This window comes from Paenibacillus sp. FSL W8-0439 (assembly GCF_038008995.1).
GTDB classification, from domain to species: domain Bacteria; phylum Bacillota; class Bacilli; order Paenibacillales; family Paenibacillaceae; genus Paenibacillus; species Paenibacillus polymyxa.
In genome coordinates, this window is sequence record NZ_JBBPAK010000001.1 from 244,957 (window position 1) to 268,169 (window position 23,213).

Below are 23,213 nucleotides of genomic sequence, written 5' to 3' on the forward strand. Positions count from 1 at the left end.
ACCGACTCAGTATAAAGCGACAATATCAAAAGAATACAATCGAAATGTAAAAGAGACGTAAACATTCAATTGGTGGCTGGTTTCCAGTATTGTTGTCTGTAATTTTTCGGCGACATTCCGAATCTTTCCTTGAAGCACTTTGAAAAATAGCTGGCTTGGGAGAATCCTGTTTCCTCCGTAATTTGTTGGATGGACCAGTCGGTTTGCAGCAAAAGACTGCGTCCCTGATCCAGACGGTAGTCCATTAAATACTCAAGTGGTGTGCGCTGAAAGGTGGCCTTCATGCATCTAGCAAGATAATTTTGATGTACGTGAAAATGCGCCTCCAGGTCTTTATTAGTAATCGCATTTCTGTAGTTTTGTTTTAAGAAAATTTCGATCTGTTCAGCTAACTTGGAGGAACTGCTTTTATAATTCTCATCATATTCCAAACTCTGAAAAATATTCACAAATGTTTGTTGAGTCTCCCATAGAGCCAGCTTTCGGGTTTTTAGAGTAGAGGCTAGTAAATAGTCCAATTTGGAGAACAGCTCATGGGGATTAATTAATTTCTGATATTTGGGTAGATGGATGGTGGTATGTTCTGAGTGAAAATGCAGTTCAGGAATGGGGGTGCTAGGGATAATAAAATTCGGCGAGGATTGGGCACACCACATACTGTTGGTTTGAAAATGAAACCAGTAAAAGGAGGTTTGTTCTGTACATGCCTCTATGGGGAAATGGTGCTTGTCCGGCTCAAGAATGAGAGCATGATTTTCAGTTATCTTCCACGATTCATCTTCCTCACCGATGTGCAGTAGTCCTTCTTTAATGATAATTACGTCAAAATAACCCAAGTTATAGCGATTCGGATGCCAGTCCCCTTTTTGATATGTAGTAAAATTTCCCTCTATGAAATAGGGCAATGGAGGGACAAGGAAAGATAGAAAGTCTGTTTTGCTCATAGAAGTCAGCTCCTTTGTGTGTGAAATCGTATAAGTTTTAGTTAAAGATCGCGATTTTTTTTATAAATTCAGGTTGATAAAATAAGGACTGTAGCAAGGGGCGCTCAGGTTAGCCTGTTCGATATTATCATTACTTTATCCTTATTTTTTCAAAAATGAAAGCGTTCTATTTCCAGGAAGGGATGTTTATTCAATGAAAACGGCAAAGCCAGTGAAGCATGTCATCGTCGATGATTCATTTTGGAAAAAGTATAAGCAGGTTGTGGCGGAAGAGGTCATTCCTTATCAGTGGAAAGCACTAAATGATGAATTACCAGATACAGAACCCAGTCATGCGATTGAGAACTTTAGAATTGCGGCCGGTGAATCTAGTGGGGAGTATTATGGAACCGTTTTCCAAGACAGTGATCTTGCCAAATGGCTGGAGACGGTCGCTTTTAGCTTAAGGGATCATCCAAATTCTGCGCTTGAAGAGCGGGCCGATGAAGTTATTGAACTGTTGGGAAGGGCTCAAGCTGAGGATGGGTATCTGAATACGTATTATCTGCTCAAGGAACCCGATAATCGCTGGACGAACCTAAGAGATAATCATGAGCTGTATTGTGCCGGGCACTTTATAGAAGCGGCTGTTGCTTATTATGAAACGACAGGTAAGACGAAATTTCTTCACATTATGGAGAAATACGTAGACCTGATTCAGCAGACTTTTGGTACAGAAGAAGGGAAACGGAAAGGCTATCCGGGCCATGAAGAAATTGAGCTGGCCTTGATCAAATTATACGACGTAACGGCTAAGGATCAATATCTTAAATTAGCGCAATATTTTATTGATCAGCGGGGACAGCATCCAATTTATTTTATGGAGGAGCAAGAAAAGAGAAAGCATATTCAAACAGAGCCCACCTGGAATGATGATAACAACATTAATTTTGGCCTAGGCTTTGAGTACCAGCAGGCACACCAACCTGTACGGGAACAAAAAGAGGCGGTCGGTCATGCGGTAAGAGCAGTGTATTTGTATATTGCGATGGCGGATCTGGCCGCAAAAACGGGAGATGCTTCCCTGTTACAAGCCTGTGAAACGCTGTGGGATGATGTCACGAACCACAAAATGTACATTACCGCCGGAATCGGGTCTACGGTGAACGCGGAAGCGTTCACTTGCCATCATGATCTTCCCAATGACAGCATGTACTGCGAAACTTGCGCCTCTGTAGGGCTGGCTTTCTGGGCCAATCGCATGCTGCGCTTAGCGCCGGACCGGAAATATGCCGATGTTCTGGAGCGCGCGTTATACAACGGAACGATCAGCGGAATGGATCTGGATGGGAAACGGTTTTTCTACGTGAATCCGCTGGAAGCCAATCCTTTTCAAAAATCGAGAAAGGATCAGGAACATGTAAAAACAGAGCGGCAAAAATGGTTCTTCTGTGCCTGCTGTCCACCCAATTTGGCGCGAATGATTGCATCAGTGGAGGACAATATGTACACCCAGACTGATGATACGTTATATACGCATCTGTATATTGCCAGCAAGGTGAACATGAATTTATCTGGCCAAGACGTTGAAATTACACAAACTCATCATTATCCGTGGGATGCGGATCTTGCTCTTTCGATCCATGTAACAGAGCCAACTGCATTTAAGTGGGCACTGCGAATTCCAGGGTGGTGCAAGCAGGCAGAGGTCAAGGTAAATGGGGAAGCTATCTCCATAGACCATCTGGAAAAGGGCTATGTCGAGATTCAGCGTACTTGGAAGGACGGTGATGTGGTCACTTTGCATTTGGCTATGCCGGTCGAGCGCATTCGGAGCAACCCGCTTGTCTCCATGAACCAGCAGCAAATTGCTCTCCAACGCGGTCCAGTCGTGTACTGTCTGGAAGAAGCCGATAATGGGGCGAACCTGGCAGGGCTAAGATTACCAAAGGATAGTCCTATTACAGAAGAGTTTAGCGAGAATCTGCTAGGTGGCATTGTAAAGCTGACCATAGAGGGATATCGGGTAAAAAGTTCGAATGCATTATACAGCTCGGAGCCCCCTGAACTTGTTCCTCAACAAATTACCGCTATTCCTTACTACGCCTGGTGTAATCGGGCCAAAGGGGAAATGCGTGTATGGGTTTATGAATCATAATTCATTCGCATGGGGAGAGGAAAGATCATGAGTACGAGAATTGTGAGTACGGAACCACCTGAAAAAGCAACCAGTACCGTTCCTTTTCATCGTAAAATCAGCTATTCATTAACGGATACGGCTGGCAATCTACTATACTGTGTCATCTCCAGCTATCTGTTATATTTTTATACAGATGTATTCGGTCTTTCTATCGGGATTGCCGGAACATTACTATTTATCACCCGTTTTATTGATGCCATTGATGCCCCGATCTGGGGCATCCTGATTGACCGGACCAAGTCCAAATATGGTCAGAGCAGACCTTATTTTCTATGGCTAGCTGTTCCGTTTGCCGTGTTCATGGTCCTTACGTTTACGACGCCCAATTGGAGTGAATCGGGGAAAATTGCATACGCGGCTATCACTTATATCATAGCGGGTATCCTGTATACGGGAATCAGTACGCCGATTACGTCTATTCTGCCTAACCTGAGCACCAATTCCAATGAACGTGTGGTCTTGAACTCTTTCCGTATGGTCGGGGGAAACGTGGGCTTCTTCATCGCCACGACGTTCACATTACCCCTCGTAGCCTTCTTTGGACAGGGAAATGATCAAAAAGGCTTTTCCTTAACGCTCGTTTTATTTGGAATCATGGCGATTATTATGTTTTTCATAGCGTTTGCCGATTTGCGTGAAAATGCGGCAGTGAAAACGAAATCTGTCCCGATTGCTAAAAGCTTTACAGCTATCAAGCGAAACTGGCCCTGGATGCTCGTTGTAGCTGCTAACCTGTGTTACTGGATCGGCTTGAATATTCGTTCGGCTACACTTATTTTTTATCTGCAATACAATTTGGATAGTAAGGACTTGGTACCTTTAATCAATGGATTGACCTCTTTGCAATTGATCTCGATGGTTCTGATTCCATTTTTCGCCAGAAAATTAAATAAAAATACGATCATGATTATCGGATTGATATTAGCTGCACTAGGTCAAGTCGTGATTTTAATGGGGAGCACAAACTTAACCCTTATTATTGCCGGTTGGATCATAGGTGCCTTAGGATCAGGCTTTGCGTGCTCGATGCCATTTGCAATGTTGTCCGATACAGTAGATTATGGGGAATGGAAAAATGGTATTCGGGCAAGTGGATTCCTGACTTCTATTGGAAGCGCATTCTGTATTAAAGCGGGTAGCGGAATTGGCGGATTATTGCCAGCATGGGTTATGGGTAGCACAGGCTATATTGCTGGAAAGGTTCAAACTCCGACTGCTTTGTCAGGCATTCAGTTCAGCTTCATCTGGCTACCGTTTATCGTCTTCTTGATCGGAATCATTCCTATGTTTTTCTATAAGAAATTCGAAAAGAATGAAGCTTCTATTCAACAAGATTTAATTGCGAGAAGATCATAATCATTCTTATAACAAGAGGTTAATAACGTTTCATAACATGGTCATACTGCTTAAAAACCTGTTCACTGAGCTGAGCAGGTTTTTTCGGTTTTTTCTATTCAAATGTGAGCAAAACCATTGACAGGATTTTCTTTTAGAGTGATACTTCTATGTAGAGAAAAGTGTACAGAATCAAGAGCCAGAGACATCTAGCCTTGCAACTTTATACATTTTTTCGCCATGAAAGACTCTTCTGCTGAAGGGTTTTTTTCAATTTGATAAAAAAGAATGTGATAATATGAGTCAACTGAGTGTAAGGATGAGAACGCATGGCTTTCTAAATAGACATTTTTCAGGAGAGTCCATTGATTATCGGCAGATTATCGCCCTGTTTATCCCGCTTCTGATTGATCAGGCTTTTATCGTAGGTCTTAATTTGGTGAACACGGCTATGATTAGCTCGTCAGGAATGGCGGCGGTCAGTGCCGTAAATATGATTGATTCATTAAATATTTTTCTAATTAATGTGTTTGTGGCTGTGTCTACCGGGGGAACGGTTGTCGTGGCGCAGTATAAGGGGAGCGGTAATGACCTTATGGTCTCTAAAGCAACCTCCGGTACCATATCCTCCGTTTCCTTGCTGGCCTTATGCATCAGTCTGTTTATGATCGTGTTGTACAATCCAATTTTAAGTGTGCTGTTTGGCTCCGCCTCGCCTGATGTATTGGCTAACGGCAAGGTGTACCTGCTGGGAAGCTGTATGTCCTTTGTAGGGATTGCGATTGTTGAAGCGGTATGTGGAGCGCTGAGAGGGATCGGCAAGACGAGGGCATCGCTGGCTCTTTCGCTTATCATGAACTTTTCGTACGTACTGCTGAATGTCGTATTTATTAACTTGTTGGATATGGGTGTACTGGGCATGACGATTGCAGTCAATGTGTCCAGATATGCAGGGGCTGCCTGCGCGTTGATTTATTTGGTCAGGGTAGATGATGACTTGCGTGTCCAGCTTAGGGATATGCTTTATTTTAATCTGGCTATGCTTAAAAAGATTCTGTTTATTGGTCTTCCTTTTGCGGCGGAACAGATGTTTTTTAATGGGGGTAAAATTTTAACCCAAATTTTCATTGTGAACCTGGGGACCAATGCATTGGCGACGAATGCCATTTGCTCATCCCTAGCTAATGTGTTCCAAATTCCTGCAAATGCTCTGGCTCTTACAATTGTGACCGTGGTCGGTCAATGCATGGGGCGGCGAAATGTACACGATGCCCGCAAGTTTACCAAATCGTTTATTTGGCTGTCGTCCGCTTCGTTTATTGTAATGGGGCTGATCCTAATGCCTTTGTTTAAGCCGATGGTAGGGCTGTTTCATCCGCCTGCTGAAATTGTAGATGACATTTTTATGGTCATGCTGATTAATACGTTGGCCCAGATTCCGCTCTGGTCCATCGCCTTTATCACACCTTCTGCGCTTAGGGCGGCAGGTGATTCTAAATTTACGTCCCTCACCTCAATGCTGTCCATGTGGCTATGTCGGGTAGTGCTCGGATATGTTTTGGGTATTGTGTTCAATTGGGGAATTGTTGGTGTTTGGCTGGCCATGGATATTGAATGGGGGGTGCGGGGGATCGTTTTCCTCTGGCGCTTCCGCGGCAACAAATGGGTTCAGCATCGTTTGATCGACTGAATAGGTCCACTACTATAAAATTGACCTCGGATGAGGCCCTTTATAGTAGTGGATTTTTTTCTAGACGCATATGGTTACGTGCGTATTACTCCATGCTGATCCCTATATTGCCTACCTGCGCTCCCTGCTGCATACGGTAAAAGGCTTGCGCCGTATCTTGTAGAGGGAAGACGCCGTCTATAATGGGATGAAGGGAATGACGCTCCATGAATTGGAGCATATCTGCGAATTCCTCGCTGCTCCCCATAGAGGTACCGATGATGCTAATCTGTGGGAAAAATATGGAGCGAAGCGGAAGTTCTATGTGATCTCCTGAGCTTGCGCCAAATGTAACGATTCGACCATCCGGTTTGATGACATCCAGGTATTTATCGAACGTAGCGGGTCCGATGCTGTCAAGGATCAGATCCACGGTGTCTCCGTTCATACTTTCTTTCCAATCGATATCACTGTCGAATGCATGATGAGCGCCATGGGCGAGAGCAGCTTGTTTTTTGGCTTCGCTACGTGATGTGACGCTGACCTGTGCGCCCGCCGCTAAGGCCATAAGCATGGCATACGTGGCTACCCCGCCGCCAATACCGGGGATGAGCACATGATCCCCTTGCTGCAATTGGCCTCTAGTGAAGAGAGCGCGGTAAGCGGTCAAGGCAGACAGAGGCAGTACCCCTGCTTCTTCCCAAGACAGGTAAGCTGGCTTGCTGACGGCATTTTGAACGGGAATGATAACCGATTCGGCCAATGTTCCGTCCGAAGGACCACCCAAAATGGCAGGAACCAAGGGAACGAGGTGCGCCTTTTCCCATCCGATACAAGGATTGATGATTACTTCAGTGCCAACCAGCGAGTTTGGAACGCCAGCGCCTACAGCTTCGATCACGCCTGCTCCATCCGATCCGAGAATGAGTGGAGCATCGTTGTTGGTTCGATCCGCCATGAGGAACAGATCCCGATGGTTCAAGCCCGCGGCTTTGAGTCTGACCTTCACTTCGCCGTGCCCCGGATGTCTGTCCGTAACGTCCTTATACATCAGGCCCTCAAGGCCGCTTTTGCCGGTATGTATTACAGCTTTCATTTTAAAGCCTCCTGTAGTCGATTTTAGATGCATTTGCATGTACTTTGAATTGTACAGAGCGGCAAGCATCCGGTAAAATGAACAAAATCGAACGTCAGTATCATAAATGATCATACCAAGCAGGTGATGTATATATGGAAAGCAGTGATTTGAAAATTTTTCGGGCGGTTGCTCGCGAGGGCAGTATCACAAGGGCTGCACAAGTGTTGAACTATGTACAGTCCAATGTGACCTCGCGGATTCAGCAGCTTGAGGCACAATTGAACGTACCGCTATTTCGCAGATCTAACCGCGGAATGACGCTAACATCGGCAGGAGAGAATCTGCTGGAGTATGCAGAATCCATACTGACCTTGCTCGACGAGGCAGAGAAGTCTACTCAATATTCGGCTCAGCCTGCGGGACCGTTGCGACTGGGCTCGATTGAGACGACTGCGGTTACGCATCTAACCTCATTATTGACGGGATATCACGCTCAATACCCTGATGTGCATCTGTCGCTTATGACCGGGGGGACGCATGCTCTTGTACAAAAGGTATTGAATTACGAATTAGATGGGGCATTCGTCTATGGTCCTGTCGATGATCCGAATATAGAGCATGTTGCGGCTTTTGAAGAGGAATTGGTGCTTATTTCGGAACCGGGAGAAAGGGATATGAGCAAGTTACTTGCCAAGCCTATGCTGTTCTTCGATGTAGGCTGCACACATCGGGCAAGAGCGGAAAGCTTTCTGAGCGAAGCAGGTGTAGATGCGTATCAGACTATGGAATTTGGGACATTGGAAGTCATTGTGGGTGGTGTAGCCTCTGGCCTGGGGGTGTCCATGCTTCCACACTCGTCAATTGTAAAGGCGAAGGAGGCGGGAAGGATTGCTTCGCATCGTTTACCCGAAACATATAGCAAATTAGAGGTGTGGTTTGTTCATCGGCGGGATTCGGCTCACTCCAGTGCGCTGTCAGGCTTGCTCCACTGGATGAAAAAGGATGCTATACTTAACTAGGATTAAATTGACATCAGGGGTGTATCATTTGGAAGAACATCATTTATCGAAAAATCCATCTACAGTAGCACCGGGAGAATTTGTGAGGAATGGCGGCTATCAACGACGAGAACCAGATAGGATGGCGGTATTATCAGAGACATACGGAGCCTCTATCTTTTTCAGAAGATGGGCCGCCTGGATGATTGACTTCATTCTTATCGTCTTTGGGTATGGAGGGCTGGTTTATTTCGCAACGAAGAAACTATCTGAAACGGAAACTCCAAATCTGGGCATGGTAGTGATTCTCTTCTTGATTGGCTCTTTCTGCTATTATCTGTTACTGGAAGGACTTACAGGCTATACGCTGGGCAAGTTTGTACTTCGTATTCAGGTTGTGAATGGAGAAGGAAGGCCACCAGGCATGATTAAATCGTTGATCCGTACGCTCATATATCTGGTGGATACGAATCCGCTGCTTTTCTGGGGGCTGCCCGCCGGCATCTGTGTGCTGGTGACACCTCGGAAACAACGAATTGGAGATATGGTCGCCAATACATATGTAGTTAAGGTACGGGATTTGGGGAAGGTAGGCAGAAAGAAAGCCGGAATTATTGCAGGAGCAATCATTCTGATGACGATCGCTTCGATTGTCTTGGCTGTATCCTTAATTTCTACGCTCATTACTCAAATCGTGAAGCCAGAGGTATTTATCAGTAAGGATAACCAGTTTGCGATTACGGCTCCGTGGAATTGGTCACGAGATAATATGATTAATGAGGAAGCGGATATTTCCATTAAAAATGAATTTACCGATAGATATTTGATTGTATTGTCTGAACCGAAAAGCGACTTTGACAGCAGTATGACCCTTCAAGAATATAAAGGGATCATTGAGGATCATTTGGTGTCAGGAATTACGGACCCCGAATTGGGGCTGGCCTCCGACAGGATGGTGAATGGATACCCAGCCATTGAATTCACCCTAAAAGGAGAAGTGGACGGGATTCCGATCATGTATAATGTGACCACGATTGAAACGCCTTCGCATTATCATCAAGTGCTTGCTTGGACCTACGCTTCCCGGTACGGTCGAGCCCAGCAAGAGCTGCGTAAGATTAGAGACAGTTTCCGTGAAATGAACATGATGTAACGTGAACATGAAGCAGCCACTATATTCGAAGTTATTAGGGTAAACAAAAAAAGCAGATAGCTCATAGGAGCATCTGCTTTTTTTTTATTTAAGCTGAATTTAAAAGATGAACATCAAAAACGGAGCAGGCAGAATAGTGCTGGACAAAGCAAAGCGGTGGAGTTGGGAAGCACTATCCGCCTGCGTAGTGGCGTTATCGTAGATTTATATACATAATTTGGTCATACAATAGAATGTCTGATCACTCGTAATCCAGCCACTTTCGCCACCTTGCCTTGTGGATGGGCTTTGAATTGAATTGTCACTTCATTTTTGTGGCTCGTCACAGACAGAGGCAACTCATAGGCAAACGTCTCGAATTTATTCATTTCCTCGGATTCCAGCTTGCCTTCTCCCAAATTCTGACCATCTGCGATGATGTCAAAGTCACGATGAGAGCGGTCGGAGTCCTTCAGATAGGTCACTGCTAATTGGACAGGCTCATCAGGGAGCACCTTCATGACAAAAGAGAACCAGCCCCCAGGCCATGTATCGCGATATTTGCGGTTATAGATGGACCCCAAGCCTACATGTTCGCCAGTAAAGGCATGATCCCGTTCAGGCTGCATTTCGGCAGGCTGCACAACATCCACTGTACGTCGTTCCAGTTCCAGCTGGTACGCTAACGCGGTACGGTATTCTGCCTCTGTTGATGTCCACTCCTCCTTGGAAAAGAGATCCCAATAAACGGTATAAGAACGATCATATATCTGATAAAACGGACGAAGCTGCAACTCTCCGATATAACCCAGGTCGCTTAGATGGAATGTATTCGGCTCGATCCTGTCAGCAGTCAGCTTGGTTGCCAAGGAATCAGCCGATCCGATCAGAACAGATGCCAGCAGACGTTCCTCGTTGGACTCCTGTTCAACAGGACCCAGATCTCCAGCCAGCACAAGTGGACCGTACATGAAGGCAATTCGTCGCGGATTATCTGGCATTTCCTCAACTCTTACTGTCATAGGAATATCGTACTCGACCGTATCTCCATCGTTCCATTCCCGTTCAATTACAATATAGCTGGTAGGACAAGCCTCTGCTGCATACTCTTCCCCGTTGATCTTAATCATCATGCCCTGCTCCGCCCAGTGTGGGCATCTTAGTTTGATCGTGAAGAACTTGGGCTCCTTGCTTATGACACGCAGCGTTCCTCGCCCATTTTGCGGAAAGAGAGTTTCTTGTTGGAGCTGTACACCCATTTCATCCCATGTCACAGTAGAAGGGACATATTGGTTAACATAGATTGTATTTGCTGTGTGAAAATAAATCGCGGTGCCGTACATAGAGTGACTCTCCATACCGGACCCGACACAGCATGTAAAATCCTCATATTGAGAATTGAAGGACTTGTGTCCACCCATCTCCAGCGATACAAAATAGCAAACACGTCCATCTACAGGCTGCTGTGAAGCCAGAATATGATTAAACATTGCCCGTTCATAGTAGTCGGCATAAGCTGCGTATGCGTCCCATTCGAACATATGTCTTGTTAATTTCAGCATATTGTAGGTGTTGCAGGTTTCACAGGTGCCTTCACCCAAACGATCATTCAGCTTGCCGGGTTCACCAAAATGTTCATTATAGCTATTGCCGCCGATTACGTAGGAATGTTTGTGAACCACCCGATCCCAGAAAAAGCGGGAGAGGTCCGCATATAGAGGTTTGCCTGTCACTTCGAACTGCCGTGCTGCACCAATGATCTTAGGAATTTGCGTATTAGCATGTCGTCCTGCCAGCGTATCGCGGCTGTCTGCCAGATCATTCAGCACTTCTCCATGATAAAAGCGTTCCGCCAGATTCAGAAAGCGTGTCTCTCCAGAATGTTCCGCCAGATCGGTCAGCACCTCGTTCATGCCGCCAAACTCGCAATGGAGCACCTGTTGCACCTGTTCATCGCTCAGTCCTTGGAATACATCCTCCAGCCAGTCGCCGAGTTTGATTTCCATCGCTAATGCTTTGGGATGATGAGCGAGCAGGTGGGCATCACGCAAGCCTGCAAAGAGCTTGTGCATCGTATATAGCGGTACCCAGCCTCCGTTAAGGTCAAAGCCCTGGGAACGAATATCTCCGGCTTTGACCTCTTCAAAAATCTCTTTCCCGCGCGGAATACCGGAAATGTATCCGTTTCCATGACTGTTTTGGCATATTTCCAACTCGTCGATCACATAGTTTACTCGCTCCAGCAGTCTTTTGTTACCTGTTGAGGCAAACATCAGTGCACAGCCAGACAGGTAGTGACCAAGTGTATGTCCACTGATGCCGCGTGCTTCCCAGCCTTCATAATGAGCCGCTTTGGGTTCCAGTCCCGCATATTCACGAAAACGTGACAATAAACGGTCAGGTTCCAAACTCAGCAGATAGGTCGTATTCAGCTCCATGGCATGGTAAAATGGGCCGGAATCAATGCTTACTTTATGCAAGTCAAAAGCTTGTGCTTTCAAAATCATCGCTCCTTAGCTAAGATGAAAGTGTATATTTCTCCACTACATTAGCATTGCAACCGCGGTATGTCAGTAGCTTAACCATACAATGGGTGGACAAATCCGAACATGAATCTAAAGAGGCGATAACATGACCTATCTGAAAGTGAATGTAGATGCTCCGATCCAACTGATCTCAGCAGGCGAGTTTGTTTCCGAGGTGCCATGGAAGCATATGAGCCGTTCCATTGAGAACTTTGAGTTGATCCTGGGTGTCCAAGAGACAGTATATATACGGGAGGAACAGGAGGATTTTGAAGTAGGGGAAGGAGATATTCTATTGCTGTACCCTGGTCGTACGCACCGAGGATACATGGAATCGTTGCCGGGGGTTAAATTTTATTGGTTTCACTTCGATGTGCCTGCGACCCCGAATGTATTATCTAGTGAGGAAATGAAGCAGGAAACAAGTGCTATGGACGGGCTTTTGCAGCGTCATGGCGTAATGCGCGATATCTATTTACCGCAAAGCGTACAGGCAGATAATGGAGATCGGATTCATATTATTGTCAATCAAATTTTGCATGTCGCCAACTCACATTATCTTACATATCACAGTGCTAACTATTTGTTCACCTCACTGCTGATCGAGATATCTGAACTGGCCCTCAGCCGCTTGATCTCCAATCCTGTCCATTCACAGGGGAATGTGAGCATGAACAAAATTATCGAGTGGACTCGAATTCATGCTGAGGAACCGCTGACCGTGACCAATCTGGCTCGGAAGTTCAATTACAACAAGGATTATATATCTCGTTTATTCAAGCAAAATACGGGCATGCGCCCCTTGGAGTTCATTCACAGTATTCGAATCAACAAAGCGAAGGAATTGATTTCCCGTACAGATATGAGCATTAAGCAGGTTGCGGAAGAAGCGGGATACACGGATGAGAAGTATTTTATGCGATTGTTCAAAAGGCGAGTCCATATGACTCCCTCACAATACCGGAATGCCTATCACAAAACATTTATGAACAATGTCTAGTCCATTTCCGCTTGGATCGGGAAATTTTATAGATAAAACATGGAGGAAGAGTCGGCTAAAATAAATTTGTAAGCGTTTCACTTATAGATAGAGGGGAGGAGAGACATCCACCATGATTACTAGAGAACAGATTTATTTGGATGAGAAGCTGGAGACCAAATCGGCTGTGTTTGAGTTTATTGCTCAAGAGGCTGAAAAGCTGGGTGTCACCGTCCATAGGGAGCAACTGGTGCAGGATTTATGGGAGAGGGAAAAGGTATATTCGACAGGGCTTCAGGACCAGTTTGCCATCCCTCATACGCAAAGCGAGGTGGTCACCAGACCGGCAGTCCTCGTCATCCGATTGCAACATAGCATTGACTGGGACTCTCATGATGGCAAGCCTGTCCAGTATATTTTTAGTATTTTAGTGCCTAAAGGGTCTGTGGATGTATCCCATTTACAAATTATTTCCTCGCTCGCAACCCTGCTTTTAGAAGATTCCTTCAAAGAGGCGGTAGCGGACGCGAATAGTAGCGGCGATGTGTATCATTTGCTGGAACAGTATACAGAAGGGTTGGTGTCATAATGAAAATTGTAGGCGTTACATCGTGTATTGCAGGGTTGGCTCATACTCCAATGGCGGCCAAAGCGCTGGAAAAAGCAGCAGCACAGCTCGGTCACCATATTAAAGTGGAACAGCAGGGTGCGCTGGGCCAAGTGAACAAGCTTACGGTGGAAGACATTGCAGCAGCGGATTTTGTATTGATTGCTTCGGATCAGACGGTGAAGGATGCGGAGCGGTTTGAAGATAAAAAAATCGTTCGCGTTAAAATCGGCCATGCGGTCAACAATGCGGAAGCGGTACTCACCAAAGCGGTGGAAGCGATCTCTGCTCAAAAATAAGGTTAGGAAGGCACACGGAGAATCAGCAGCGTAGCTGACTTACATGTTATCCGATTATCCGAGGAGTCTTTGAATTAACAGTAGTATTCATGATGGGGGAGAACACGATGAAAAAATGGCTCGGTGAAGCTAAAAAGCATCTGATGACAGGCATTTCTTATTTGCTTCCGGTTATTATTGCAGGCTCCTTGATTGTTGCCGTGTGTAAAATTATCGGTCTGACCATGGGGGTCACCGACTTTGGCCCATATGCTGACAAAAGTGGTTTTCTTCATATTTTATACTTAGTTGAAAATGTAGGTTGGCGCGGAATTGGACTGCTAAACATGGTTCTGGCTGGGTATATCGCCTATTCGATTGCTGACAAGCCTGCACTTGCTGCAGGGCTGATCGGCGGTGTGCTGGCGCAGGAAACAAATGCGGGCTTTCTAGGCGCTCTTGTTGCAGGTTTTTTTGCGGGGTATGTCACCCTCTGGGTGAAAAACAAAGTGAAAATTACAGGCCCAGCCGCTGGTTCTGTTCCGCTGATTATTTTGCCGCTCATTACGGTAGGATTAACCGGGATTCTCATGTCCGTCATTCTGGGTGGGCCGTTGAGCGCGATTAATGAAGGACTGGTCAACTGGATTAAGCATATGAGTGAGAGCGGAACCAGCACCCTGGTGCTTGCCTTGATTTTAGGGGCTATGATCGGGTTCGACCTTGGGGGCCCTGTTAATAAAGCAGCCTGGATGGCGGGAAATGCGTTATTCCTGTCGGGCGTGTATTTACCCAATATTTTCGTAAATATTGCGATCTGTATTCCACCTCTGGGCTATGGAATTGCAACTCTAATTTTGAAAAAACGCTTTTCCAAAACGTATCGGGAAGCTGGAAAGGGCTCTGTGATCATGGGCATTATCGGAATTACAGAAGGGGCTATCCCGTTTACACTGCGTAATCCTGCCAAGCTGATTCCAATAAACATGATTGCCTGCGCAGCAGGTGCAGCATTGACAGCTTTGCTAGGCGCACATGTCATCATGCCTCCAATTGGCGGTTTGTATGGCGCGATATCCGTCGGTACTCCGTTTGCATATCTGGCTGGAGGGATTACAGGCGCATTGATCATTGTAGCTGGAACCTTGCTCGTCAACTTCCGTGAGGAAGAGCAGCAGGCTGAAGCGAAAGAGGCATCTGTTAAGAAAAATGGAGAAGACATAGAACTCGTATTTGACTAAATATCACTAGACAGAAGATAGATGGAGGGAGAACGAGATATGAGCCGTACAAAAGTGCATGTCATACCCCATACTCACTGGGACCGGGAGTGGTATTTTACCACTTCCAGATCGAAAGTCTACTTGGTGAAGCATGTGAAAGAAGTATTGGATGCGTTGGAAAACGGGGACGGTTTTAAATACTATCTTTTGGATGCTCAAGGGTCATTGCTCGACGACTATACCCGCTGGTGCCCGGAAGATGAAGAGCGCATTCGCCGCCTAGTAAGCGATAAGCGTCTGATGACTGGACCGTGGTATACGCAGACCGACCAATTGGTGATTTCCGGAGAATCTATTGTGCGTAACCTGTATTACGGTATGGAAACCGCACAGAAATACGGTTATGCCATGAAGGTCGGATATGTACCGGATGTCTTCGGTCAATCGGCGCAGATGCCACAGATTTATCAGGAGTTTGGTATTCGGCATTTTCTATTCTGGCGTGGGGTGGCAGATAACACCAATCCAAAAACCGAGTTTTTGTGGAAAGGGTCGGATGGCAGTCAGGTGTTTGCGGTACAGATGCCGTTTGGCTACTACTATGGTGGCAATATTCCAGAGGAAGCGGGAGAACTTGAGGCGTATCTCGACAGTCAGATCGGTGCACTGGAGGAAAAAGCGTCCACTCGCCATGTTTATTTTCCCAACGGCTTCGATCAGGCGCCGATCCGCCTGAACTTGCCGGAACTGATTCGCACGTTTAACGAGCTGGACCCGGAACGGGAATATGTGATGAATGAGCCGGAACGTTTCCTTGAAGAGATTGAAAAAGACAGCAGTGATCTTCCTGTACTGGAAGGAGAGCTTATGGAAGCCAAGCATATGCGTATTCATAAGTCGATTTTTTCCACACGGGCCGACCTTAAGCAGCAAAATAATGAGATTGAACATTTAATCGCCAATACGCTGGAGCCTCTACTGTCGATCAGTCATGCACTTGGACATGAATATCCACATCATATCGTGAAGGATATATGGAAGCTGTTGTTTGAAAATGCGGCTCACGACAGCATCGGTGGCTGCAATAGTGATACGACGAACCGGGATGTGGCTTTTCGTTACAAACAGGCACGCGATATCGCGGAGAATTTACTGGAACTGCACAAGCGAATGATCGCATCGAAGATTAAGCAGGAGGAGACTTTTGCCTTCACCGTCTTTAATACGTTGCCTTATCCGCGCAAGGGAGTGACGGAGATTGAAGCTTACTTGCCGGAAGGAAGCTTTGTCATTCGGGATACGAAGGGTCAGCAGCTTCCATATACGATTACCGAGAAAGTGGAACAAACCGACTACGTGCTTGGTCAGCATATTGATCTGAATCCGAGCAAAAAGGTGTACCTGCCTGAGCGTGTGTTTCGTGCCAAGCTGTTAGTGGAGCTTCAGGAAGTCCCTGCTATGGGGTATACACAAATCGTGTTTGATTTCAGTTCGACTGGGGATGCGATAGCAGAACGCAGCAACGGAGACTGTATTGAAAATGAATTTTTTACGATATCTGTACAGGAGAACGGGGCATTAAGCATTACGGATAAAGTCTCGGGGCGCGTGTACGTGGATCAAATGGTTTTCGAGGAAAATGGAGATGACGGAGATTCCTACAACTATTCTCCGCCAGAACGTGATCTTACTGTTTCTTCGCTTGGTGCTGATGTGGAGACGATAACATCCAAAGGTCCGGTAGCCGAGGATCTGTCCCTTCGGATGAAGCTGAAGGTTCCGTATGACTTAAATGAGCGTTCCGCTGCTCTGACTTCGGCTGAGTTGCCACTACAGGCATCGGTCTCGCTACGTAAAGGCGAGCGTCTGATACGTTTCTCAGTGGATGTGGACAATCAGGTTTTGAGTCACCGTCTGCGGGTGCTTTTTGATACCGGGATTGCCTCCAAGCTATCCATTGCAGATCAGCCGTTCGGCGTCATTGCCCGTCCAACTACGCTGGAGGAAGTAAAGGTATGGGAACGGGAGCAGTGGACGGAGAAGCCGATCACCATAGAGGCGATGCAAAGCTATGTTGCGTTAAACGATGGCTCACGTGGAGTAGCGGTGCTGACCGAAGGGGTAAGAGAATATGAAATCATAGGCCCTGAACATGATACAATAGCGCTGACGTTATTCCGTACTTTTGGATATATGGGTAAGGAGAATCTGCTATATCGCCCAGGTCGTGCCTCGGGAGAAAAGATCGTCGAAACGCCGGACGCACAGCTGCTAGGTGAGCTTTCGTTTACGTTTGCTCTACATGTCCACGAGTCTGGGTTTGATGAGGCGGACATCGCTCGAGCAGCGAAGGAATATTTAACGCCGTTGTCCAGTTATCAGCTGTCTGATTTTCTCAACGGTCGCTTAATATTTGCCTTCCGTGACGAAGAGAGAATATTCGAGCAAAACTACAGCTTGTTATCATTTAGCGAGCCTTCCAACGTCATCTTAAGTGCATTCAAGAAAGCAGAACATAGCGATGGGTATGTCGTTCGTGTGTTTAATCCTTACCTGAAGAAAGACGCAACTGCACGTATCACATATGGTGGATCAGCCCACTACGAGTTGGTTTCGCTGGATGAGCGCTCCAAGGGGGAGACACTGGTTGCATCCGCTTCGGAGGGTGCACAGTTGCCGGAATTGCAGCATTGCAAGCTGCTGACAGTACTGGTAACCCCGGAAATAAAGTAACGTGGCAGTAAAATACGGTTTATCGGAAAGGAGGTCTTGAATCTACATGATTTTTCCCTACAAACGCTTGAAAAAGCTGTATCAGATCGTCGGTGGAAATGATCAAGGCTGGTCTTGGACCACCAAGGCGCTCGCTGAGCGGCTGGAGGTCACAGAACGGACAGTCCGCGACGACCTCAAGAAGCTGGATAGTATGCTGAATGAATATGGAGCACACTTGGAATCCAAAAGGGGCAGCGGCTATACGATCAGGATTGATGATCACGAAAAATACCATTTTTTCGCGGATGAAAGTCAGGAAGAAAAGGAAGTAGGCCCTGGGCTACCGGGGGCTCCAGAAGAACGCATACGATATGAGCTGTTCAAGCTGCTAAATGCGGGGGAATACGTGAAGATGGAGGACCTCGCCGATGAGCTGTATATTAGCCGAGCAACGATGAATAATGATTCTAAAATCATTCGTCAGATTCTGGAGGATTATAGCCTCAGCCTGCGCACTAAGCCAGGACATGGTGTAAAGGTGGTAGGGGAAGAAAAGAGTATTCGTTACTGTCTGGCTGAATATGCCGATATCCGCGATGAAGAGGGGCAACGCAGCGGCATGCCCTTGGAGCAACAACAGCTGTTTCAAGGATTAGATCTCTCGCAGATCAGGACAATTATTCTAAAGCATTTGCAGTCCAGTGGGACCAAAATGGCTGATTTGGCCCTGAAAGACCTTATTACTCATCTGGCGGTCATGGTGCTGCGGGTGAAGGAAGGACATGGGATAGAACGCTTTGAGGCAGTGGTGTGCAGTCAGCGGGATATTGAATTGGCTACCACCATTATGAGGGAAATGGAAGAGGTATTTGGCATCATCTGCCCTGAAGGAGAACTGGATTATGTTCTGCTGCATATTGTCAGCAAAAAGATGACCGAAACCGAGTGGGAGCGTCTTCAGTCTGACCGTCTCTTCTTGGCAGTGCACGGGATGCTGACGTTTGTCTATGAACGCTTCACCTATGACTTGCGTGACGATGAACGGTTATCCCGGGATTTATTTGTACATTTGAAGCCAATGCTGATCCGGCTGGAGCATGGCATGAACATGCGCAATCCGCTGCTTGGACATATCCGCAAGTATTATCCGCTTGCTTATGAAATCACAGTAGGTGCAGTAAAAGAACTGCAAAAATCGTTTCCATACGACATCAATGATAACGAGATCGGTTATTTGGCACTTCATATCGGAGCTGCACTGGAACGTAAATACCATATTCCTCATCGGCGTCGCAAAACCGTGTTGCTGGTGTGCGGCTCCGGCTACGGAACCGCCCGTATTCTGGAATCCAGGCTGCGTTCGCTGTTTGCTGAGCTGGATGTATCCCGTGTGGTTTCCCTTCGGGAATACGAGGAAATGTCCACCGTCGATGAGGACCTGGTCGTTTCGACCATTCATTTGCAGCAACGTAAGGATAAGCCTTCGGCGGTAATCAGCCCGATTCCTTCGGAACGGGATATGGAGACCATGACACGGATGGTACGCGCCAGCGATGAGGAACAGGAGACATCACTGCTGCGGTATTTTGACAAGGAATGGTTTATGACTCGCTCCGATCAGCCGAGCAAAGATACCCTGATTGAAGAAATGAGCGGTATTTTAAAGCAAAAAGGAGTGGTGACCGACAAGTTTTTGCCAGCAGTCAAAGAAAGAGAGCAGCTGGGTTCTACTGCGCTGGATCGAGGGATGGCCATTCCCCATCCTCTGGAGCTAAGTTCTAACCGAACAGTCGTAAGTGTGTGCTTGCTGGAAAATCCGATTCAATGGGACGCTAACCATGAGGTTCACGTGGTATTCCTGCTCTCAATCTGCAAAGAGGACTATGAGCAGGCCATGGGAATTTATGATTTGTTTGTAGAACTGATCCGGCAGGAGGAAACACTTGAACGATTAAAGCATTGTCATTCCTTTGATGCCTTTATGCTAATCGCCCGTCAGGTGCTCGCAGTCAAGAGTAATGATTTTTATTAAGGGTGACCATATTATCTACTCTCATATGGAACGGAAGAAGAGATCCTAAGGGTCTCTTTTTAGTATTCTACGTCCTTATATCTGCTAGAGAAATATCTTGTCAGACTGTAATTTGGTAATCTTATGTAAGACTTGTATGGGAATATATTTATATTATTTCATTCAAAAGGGGCGAGTGAGATGCTGAAATCACCATTAAAGGAAGAACTGACTCGAATACTCGAAGAGCATTCACTTGATGAAGAATTAAAAAAAGAGATCAATCAGGAAGCTCAAGCTGCTATACAATTTCATCTAGATCATAAAGAAAATTACGAGCGTGTTGGCAATAGTCGGATCGCCGGCTATCCAGATCTGCCGCCTTCGATCGAGTGGCCGTGTAATTCAGACGGAGAATATTATACGTTTATTGCTCAGATCAATCTAAGCGAGTTGCCTTTTTCACCATTCGAGGGATTGCCTCATCAGGGCATATTATACTTTTTTCTTGGGCTGGATGAGCCAGCTTATGATATTGACGATAAAGTCTTTTACTATAACGGTGACAGCAGCGCTTTGAAGAAAACTTTGCCGCCGAATGGGAAGGTTGAAGTATGTGCCGAGAACAGGGATTTCACCTCGTATGCAATTTCCTTTCATCCGATCCTGACACTACCATCGGAGGGTGAGCTAGGAGATATTCTTGTAGATCAGTACGAAGAGCTTTATGAGCTTCTATATGAACATAGCGACACGGTGTGGGGACAGCATCAGTCTTTTGCCGGGAATACTCGTCGGGATGCTTATCTGTGCCGAAACGGGCTAGAGGGTCTTCTATTTAACTGGCATAAGAGTGAGAGTCAGATCCACCAGGAAGCCGAGCAAGCTATACATAGGGGAGGTACGGAGTATGCGGAGCAGTTACGATCCAAAGTGCTGCCTCAGCTGCAAGAATACCAGGCCAACCGGAAAAAGCACGATCAAGCTTCAGAAAATTGGCATGTTCTGCTCTCTGTATCATCCTTGAATAAGGTCGGTATGTGCTGGTGGGACGCAGGGTATTTGGAGTTTTTTATAGATCAAAGGGATTTGAAAAACCTTGATTTTACGCGAACGTATGTTAATCTGGCAACGAGCTAGCCGGGGCGCCAGACTCATGTTTATGATGAAGGCTAAAGGCCGGGGTTAGAGCAGGGTGCTTTTTTGTTTGATAAAAAGTAGTGAATTGAGCATATGGCACAGTAGGTTTGTTTTGCCTGACCGTTGGGAATTGAACGATAATCAAAGGTGGTCCTATATAGGACTGCCTTTTTTAGATGTAAATGAACGATTGTACTCTGTTATTAGTCTTATAGATGAGACCACAACAAGGGGGGGGCACACATATGACTGATCGAGAGCTATTTGAACTATATAAGGAACAGATATATTATTTTTGCTATTATCTGATGCAAAATCAAGCAGATGCGGAAGATGTTTGCCAAGAGGTATTTGTCAAAGCAATCTTGGCCGACAGGTCAAAGGTACAAGATCTCAAATCATGGATTTTACGAATTGCTTCCAATGAGTGCAGCAATGTGCTTAGAAGGCGAAAGACTGGGCTGATGAAGGAAATACGAACTTTTTTATTGTCACGCCCTCATTTATTTAATCCGGTGGAAGAGAGCTTATATCATCGAGAAACTCAGACAGAGCTACACAAGCTATATAACAAGCTTCCAGATAAAATTCGAATGGTCGTGATCCTTCGTTATGTAAACGAATTGACTGTGCCGGAAATATCTAGAGTTATAAATATACCCGAAGGAACAGCTAAATCCAGATTAAATCGGGGGCTTAAACTGCTAAAAAAAATGGTGGTATCTCAAGTAAAGGAGATGAATAGCAGTGAGTCGGTATTTTGAAAAAGAACAGCATATTCCTCAACCTGAATATGATGCAATGTGGGTGAATATAGAACAGGAAGCAGCCAGACGAAAAGAAACTCTGCAACAGTCAGAGGAAGCACCTACACCTAGAACAAAAATTGTTCCTGTGAGTATCGTATTCTCATGTTTTTTACTCGTTGCCATCCCTGTATTCGCTAGTGTAACTATCAATTGGGATAAAATAGGCGGACGTAGTGTAACCAATGCGCTAAATAATGGTATTGGCCAGCGGTATGATCTAAAAGCAACCAATGCAGGCATTACGATGAATTTGAATGGTGTTGTAACAGATGGTGAAAAAATGAAAATGCTTATCTCTCTGGATCCAGGAATCGATCCAACCAGTTATATTGGGTTTGCTATAGAGAACACTATGGTAACTAGCAATTCTAATAACAAGGAACGAGCACACGGATATTTAAATTACGATCCTAAAAGCCAGAAACTCCTTGGTATTTATGAAACTGTTGATACATTAAAAGATCGGAAACAAGATTACACACTTGAGGCACAAAATCTAATTTTTTATCGTAACCAGGACATTCCTCTAAAGACGGATCATCAAGCCGGGGATACACTTGTTACGGGGACCAAGCAGTATCCTAACATTTATATAGAATCCGTTCGACAAACCAACAACAAGACTGTTGTCCGCTTTAGAGTTGCTACAGCTCCATCTGATTTAGGACGTGGGAACCCGCATTTAGTAATGAAAGTGGGCGACAAAGAAATAGACGCAATCCCCACCATTCTACCTAGCGACAGCCCAGACTTGCATATTGAGCAGGTATTCAACATGACTGCACAAGATTGGAGTAAGGCAAACCTCCATTTTAGTTACATTGAGGAAGCAAAACGAATTGAGGGCACCTGGAAGTTCGAATTTGAAGCGGATGGGAAAAAAGCAAGTGAAGCGATTTATTCTAAGAAGTTGCATAGCAGCACTGAATTCCAAAATAATACAGGCGCTACCCTAGACCAACTGATTGTTACCCCCTTGGATATTGAAATTCTAGTAACAGAGCGTGATTCACTTAAAAAAGGAAATGTTCATTATAAAACAGTTCAACTGGTTATAGGTGATAAAAAAATTAGCGGTGGTCGGAATATTAAAGGAGTTGATCCTGAAAGTTATCAACACTTATATCAGTTTGAATCTCCAGAATGGTATAAGGACTGGTCTGATGTTCCAATGAAACTTATATTGAAAGATGCTGTCATTGAGAAACGTGATACGTCTAAAAATTGGGTCACACTTCATAAACCTAAAGAAGAGAAACAGTTCGCTGGCCTTAAAGCGGACGGTTATCAAATTGATTTTGCATACTATACAGAGGGAAAAGATTTGATTGTCGAATCGAAATCCGGTTCCCCTGGCTTCAAAGGTGTCAGCCAAACAACGATGCGAATTAACGGCAAAGAAGTAGTACCTGAGATCATTGCGAAGGGTATGGTATCCACAGGCGTTAATGTTGATCGTTATAAAGATATTAAATTAGACGGAAGATTGAAACTAAATCCTGGCATCTACAAGTACAGTGATCCTGGACGTGATATTGAAGTTGTTTTGAAATAGATAGGGCGTTCGCCGCCTATTCTACAATTACGTAAA

General features: G+C 45.6%; 17 protein-coding genes. 14 read left to right on the forward strand and 3 right to left on the reverse strand.

Going from position 1 to position 23,213, the window contains the following annotated elements:
- Nucleotides 1-65: 65 nt before the first annotated feature.
- Nucleotides 66-944 (reverse strand): helix-turn-helix transcriptional regulator, encoded by an 879-nt coding sequence (locus MKX36_RS01070; RefSeq protein ID WP_016820150.1) that lies wholly within the window; start codon nt 942-944, stop codon nt 66-68.
- 193 nt (nt 945-1,137) lie between these two features.
- Here MKX36_RS01070 and MKX36_RS01075 point away from each other — a divergent pair, with 193 nt between their 5' ends.
- The 3 genes from MKX36_RS01075 to MKX36_RS01085 all read left to right on the forward strand — a co-directional run bounded on the left by MKX36_RS01075 (nt 1,138) and on the right by MKX36_RS01085 (nt 6,148).
- Entirely contained in the window at nt 1,138-3,081 is a 1,944-nt protein-coding gene (locus MKX36_RS01075; RefSeq protein ID WP_340864059.1) for a glycoside hydrolase family 127 protein, read from the forward strand.
- A gap of 27 nt (nt 3,082-3,108) precedes the next feature.
- Nucleotides 3,109-4,479: an MFS transporter gene (locus MKX36_RS01080; RefSeq protein ID WP_025363719.1), complete on the forward strand. Its 1,371-nt coding sequence runs from the start codon at nt 3,109-3,111 to the stop codon at nt 4,477-4,479.
- A 277-nt stretch (nt 4,480-4,756) separates the two neighbouring features.
- A complete protein-coding gene (locus MKX36_RS01085) occupies nt 4,757-6,148 on the forward strand; it encodes an MATE family efflux transporter (RefSeq protein WP_016820153.1) in 1,392 nt (463 codons plus the stop codon).
- A gap of 85 nt (nt 6,149-6,233) precedes the next feature.
- On the opposite strand, the gene MKX36_RS01090 is transcribed toward MKX36_RS01085, so the two are convergent.
- Entirely contained in the window at nt 6,234-7,223 is a 990-nt protein-coding gene (locus MKX36_RS01090) for a zinc-binding dehydrogenase (RefSeq protein WP_340864061.1), read from the reverse strand.
- Between the two features lie 134 nt (nt 7,224-7,357).
- Between MKX36_RS01090 and MKX36_RS01095 the strand changes: the two genes are divergently transcribed.
- Both MKX36_RS01095 and MKX36_RS01100 read left to right on the forward strand, forming a co-directional pair.
- On the forward strand, nt 7,358-8,224 hold the full coding sequence (locus tag MKX36_RS01095; RefSeq protein WP_340864062.1) for a LysR family transcriptional regulator: 867 nt from the start codon (nt 7,358-7,360) through the stop codon (nt 8,222-8,224).
- Nucleotides 8,208-9,356 (forward strand): RDD family protein, encoded by a 1,149-nt coding sequence (locus tag MKX36_RS01100; RefSeq protein WP_340864063.1) that lies wholly within the window; start codon nt 8,208-8,210, stop codon nt 9,354-9,356. The genes MKX36_RS01095 and MKX36_RS01100 overlap by 17 nt, the downstream gene beginning before the upstream one ends.
- A gap of 221 nt (nt 9,357-9,577) precedes the next feature.
- On the opposite strand, the gene MKX36_RS01105 is transcribed toward MKX36_RS01100, so the two are convergent.
- Complete coding sequence (locus tag MKX36_RS01105) at nt 9,578-11,836, reverse strand: beta-L-arabinofuranosidase domain-containing protein (RefSeq protein ID WP_340864064.1); 2,259 nt, start codon at nt 11,834-11,836, stop codon at nt 9,578-9,580.
- 130 nt (nt 11,837-11,966) lie between these two features.
- Here MKX36_RS01105 and MKX36_RS01110 point away from each other — a divergent pair, with 130 nt between their 5' ends.
- From MKX36_RS01110 to MKX36_RS01150, 9 genes are all read left to right on the forward strand, one after another.
- The gene (locus MKX36_RS01110; protein ID WP_340864065.1) at nt 11,967-12,860 is read left to right on the forward strand and encodes an AraC family transcriptional regulator; all 894 of its coding nucleotides are present in this window, start codon (nt 11,967-11,969) and stop codon (nt 12,858-12,860) included.
- A 112-nt stretch (nt 12,861-12,972) separates the two neighbouring features.
- Nucleotides 12,973-13,428: a PTS sugar transporter subunit IIA gene (locus MKX36_RS01115; protein WP_025363724.1), complete on the forward strand. Its 456-nt coding sequence runs from the start codon at nt 12,973-12,975 to the stop codon at nt 13,426-13,428.
- Nucleotides 13,428-13,745 carry a PTS fructose transporter subunit IIB gene (locus MKX36_RS01120; protein WP_340864066.1) on the forward strand — a complete coding sequence of 106 codons (318 nt, stop codon included), beginning with the start codon at nt 13,428-13,430 and terminating at the stop codon, nt 13,743-13,745. The genes MKX36_RS01115 and MKX36_RS01120 overlap by 1 nt, the downstream gene beginning before the upstream one ends.
- Before the next feature lie 107 nt (nt 13,746-13,852).
- Entirely contained in the window at nt 13,853-14,965 is a 1,113-nt protein-coding gene (locus MKX36_RS01125; protein WP_107734431.1) for a PTS fructose transporter subunit IIC, read from the forward strand.
- A gap of 39 nt (nt 14,966-15,004) precedes the next feature.
- Entirely contained in the window at nt 15,005-17,680 is a 2,676-nt protein-coding gene (mngB, locus tag MKX36_RS01130; RefSeq protein WP_340864067.1) for a mannosylglycerate hydrolase, read from the forward strand.
- Nucleotides 17,681-17,726: 46 nt separating this feature from the next.
- Nucleotides 17,727-19,694 (forward strand): BglG family transcription antiterminator, encoded by a 1,968-nt coding sequence (locus MKX36_RS01135; RefSeq protein ID WP_340864068.1) that lies wholly within the window; start codon nt 17,727-17,729, stop codon nt 19,692-19,694.
- Nucleotides 19,695-19,874: 180 nt separating this feature from the next.
- The gene (locus MKX36_RS01140; protein WP_340864069.1) at nt 19,875-20,813 is read left to right on the forward strand and encodes a YwqG family protein; all 939 of its coding nucleotides are present in this window, start codon (nt 19,875-19,877) and stop codon (nt 20,811-20,813) included.
- A gap of 245 nt (nt 20,814-21,058) precedes the next feature.
- Nucleotides 21,059-21,577 (forward strand): RNA polymerase sigma factor, encoded by a 519-nt coding sequence (locus MKX36_RS01145; protein WP_025363730.1) that lies wholly within the window; start codon nt 21,059-21,061, stop codon nt 21,575-21,577.
- Nucleotides 21,561-23,177: a DUF4179 domain-containing protein gene (locus MKX36_RS01150; RefSeq protein WP_340864070.1), complete on the forward strand. Its 1,617-nt coding sequence runs from the start codon at nt 21,561-21,563 to the stop codon at nt 23,175-23,177. The genes MKX36_RS01145 and MKX36_RS01150 overlap by 17 nt, the downstream gene beginning before the upstream one ends.
- The last annotated feature ends 36 nt before the right edge of the window (nt 23,178-23,213 follow it).

What these genes read in the sequence shown, in the direction of transcription:
- MKX36_RS01070 (WP_016820150.1), bottom strand. Translation starts at nt 944, where the DNA reads ATGAGCAAAACAGACTTTCTATCTTTCCTTGTCCCTCCATTGCCCTAT.
- MKX36_RS01075 (WP_340864059.1), top strand. Translation starts at nt 1,138, where the DNA reads ATGAAAACGGCAAAGCCAGTGAAGCATGTCATCGTCGATGATTCATTT.
- MKX36_RS01080 (WP_025363719.1), top strand. Translation starts at nt 3,109, where the DNA reads ATGAGTACGAGAATTGTGAGTACGGAACCACCTGAAAAAGCAACCAGT.
- MKX36_RS01085 (WP_016820153.1), top strand. Translation starts at nt 4,757, where the DNA reads ATGAGTCAACTGAGTGTAAGGATGAGAACGCATGGCTTTCTAAATAGA.
- MKX36_RS01090 (WP_340864061.1), bottom strand. Translation starts at nt 7,223, where the DNA reads ATGAAAGCTGTAATACATACCGGCAAAAGCGGCCTTGAGGGCCTGATG.
- MKX36_RS01095 (WP_340864062.1), top strand. Translation starts at nt 7,358, where the DNA reads ATGGAAAGCAGTGATTTGAAAATTTTTCGGGCGGTTGCTCGCGAGGGC.
- MKX36_RS01100 (WP_340864063.1), top strand. Translation starts at nt 8,208, where the DNA reads ATGCTATACTTAACTAGGATTAAATTGACATCAGGGGTGTATCATTTG.
- MKX36_RS01110 (WP_340864065.1), top strand. Translation starts at nt 11,967, where the DNA reads ATGACCTATCTGAAAGTGAATGTAGATGCTCCGATCCAACTGATCTCA.
- MKX36_RS01115 (WP_025363724.1), top strand. Translation starts at nt 12,973, where the DNA reads ATGATTACTAGAGAACAGATTTATTTGGATGAGAAGCTGGAGACCAAA.
- MKX36_RS01120 (WP_340864066.1), top strand. Translation starts at nt 13,428, where the DNA reads ATGAAAATTGTAGGCGTTACATCGTGTATTGCAGGGTTGGCTCATACT.
- MKX36_RS01125 (WP_107734431.1), top strand. Translation starts at nt 13,853, where the DNA reads ATGAAAAAATGGCTCGGTGAAGCTAAAAAGCATCTGATGACAGGCATT.
- mngB (WP_340864067.1), top strand. Translation starts at nt 15,005, where the DNA reads ATGAGCCGTACAAAAGTGCATGTCATACCCCATACTCACTGGGACCGG.
- MKX36_RS01135 (WP_340864068.1), top strand. Translation starts at nt 17,727, where the DNA reads ATGATTTTTCCCTACAAACGCTTGAAAAAGCTGTATCAGATCGTCGGT.
- MKX36_RS01140 (WP_340864069.1), top strand. Translation starts at nt 19,875, where the DNA reads ATGCTGAAATCACCATTAAAGGAAGAACTGACTCGAATACTCGAAGAG.
- MKX36_RS01145 (WP_025363730.1), top strand. Translation starts at nt 21,059, where the DNA reads ATGACTGATCGAGAGCTATTTGAACTATATAAGGAACAGATATATTAT.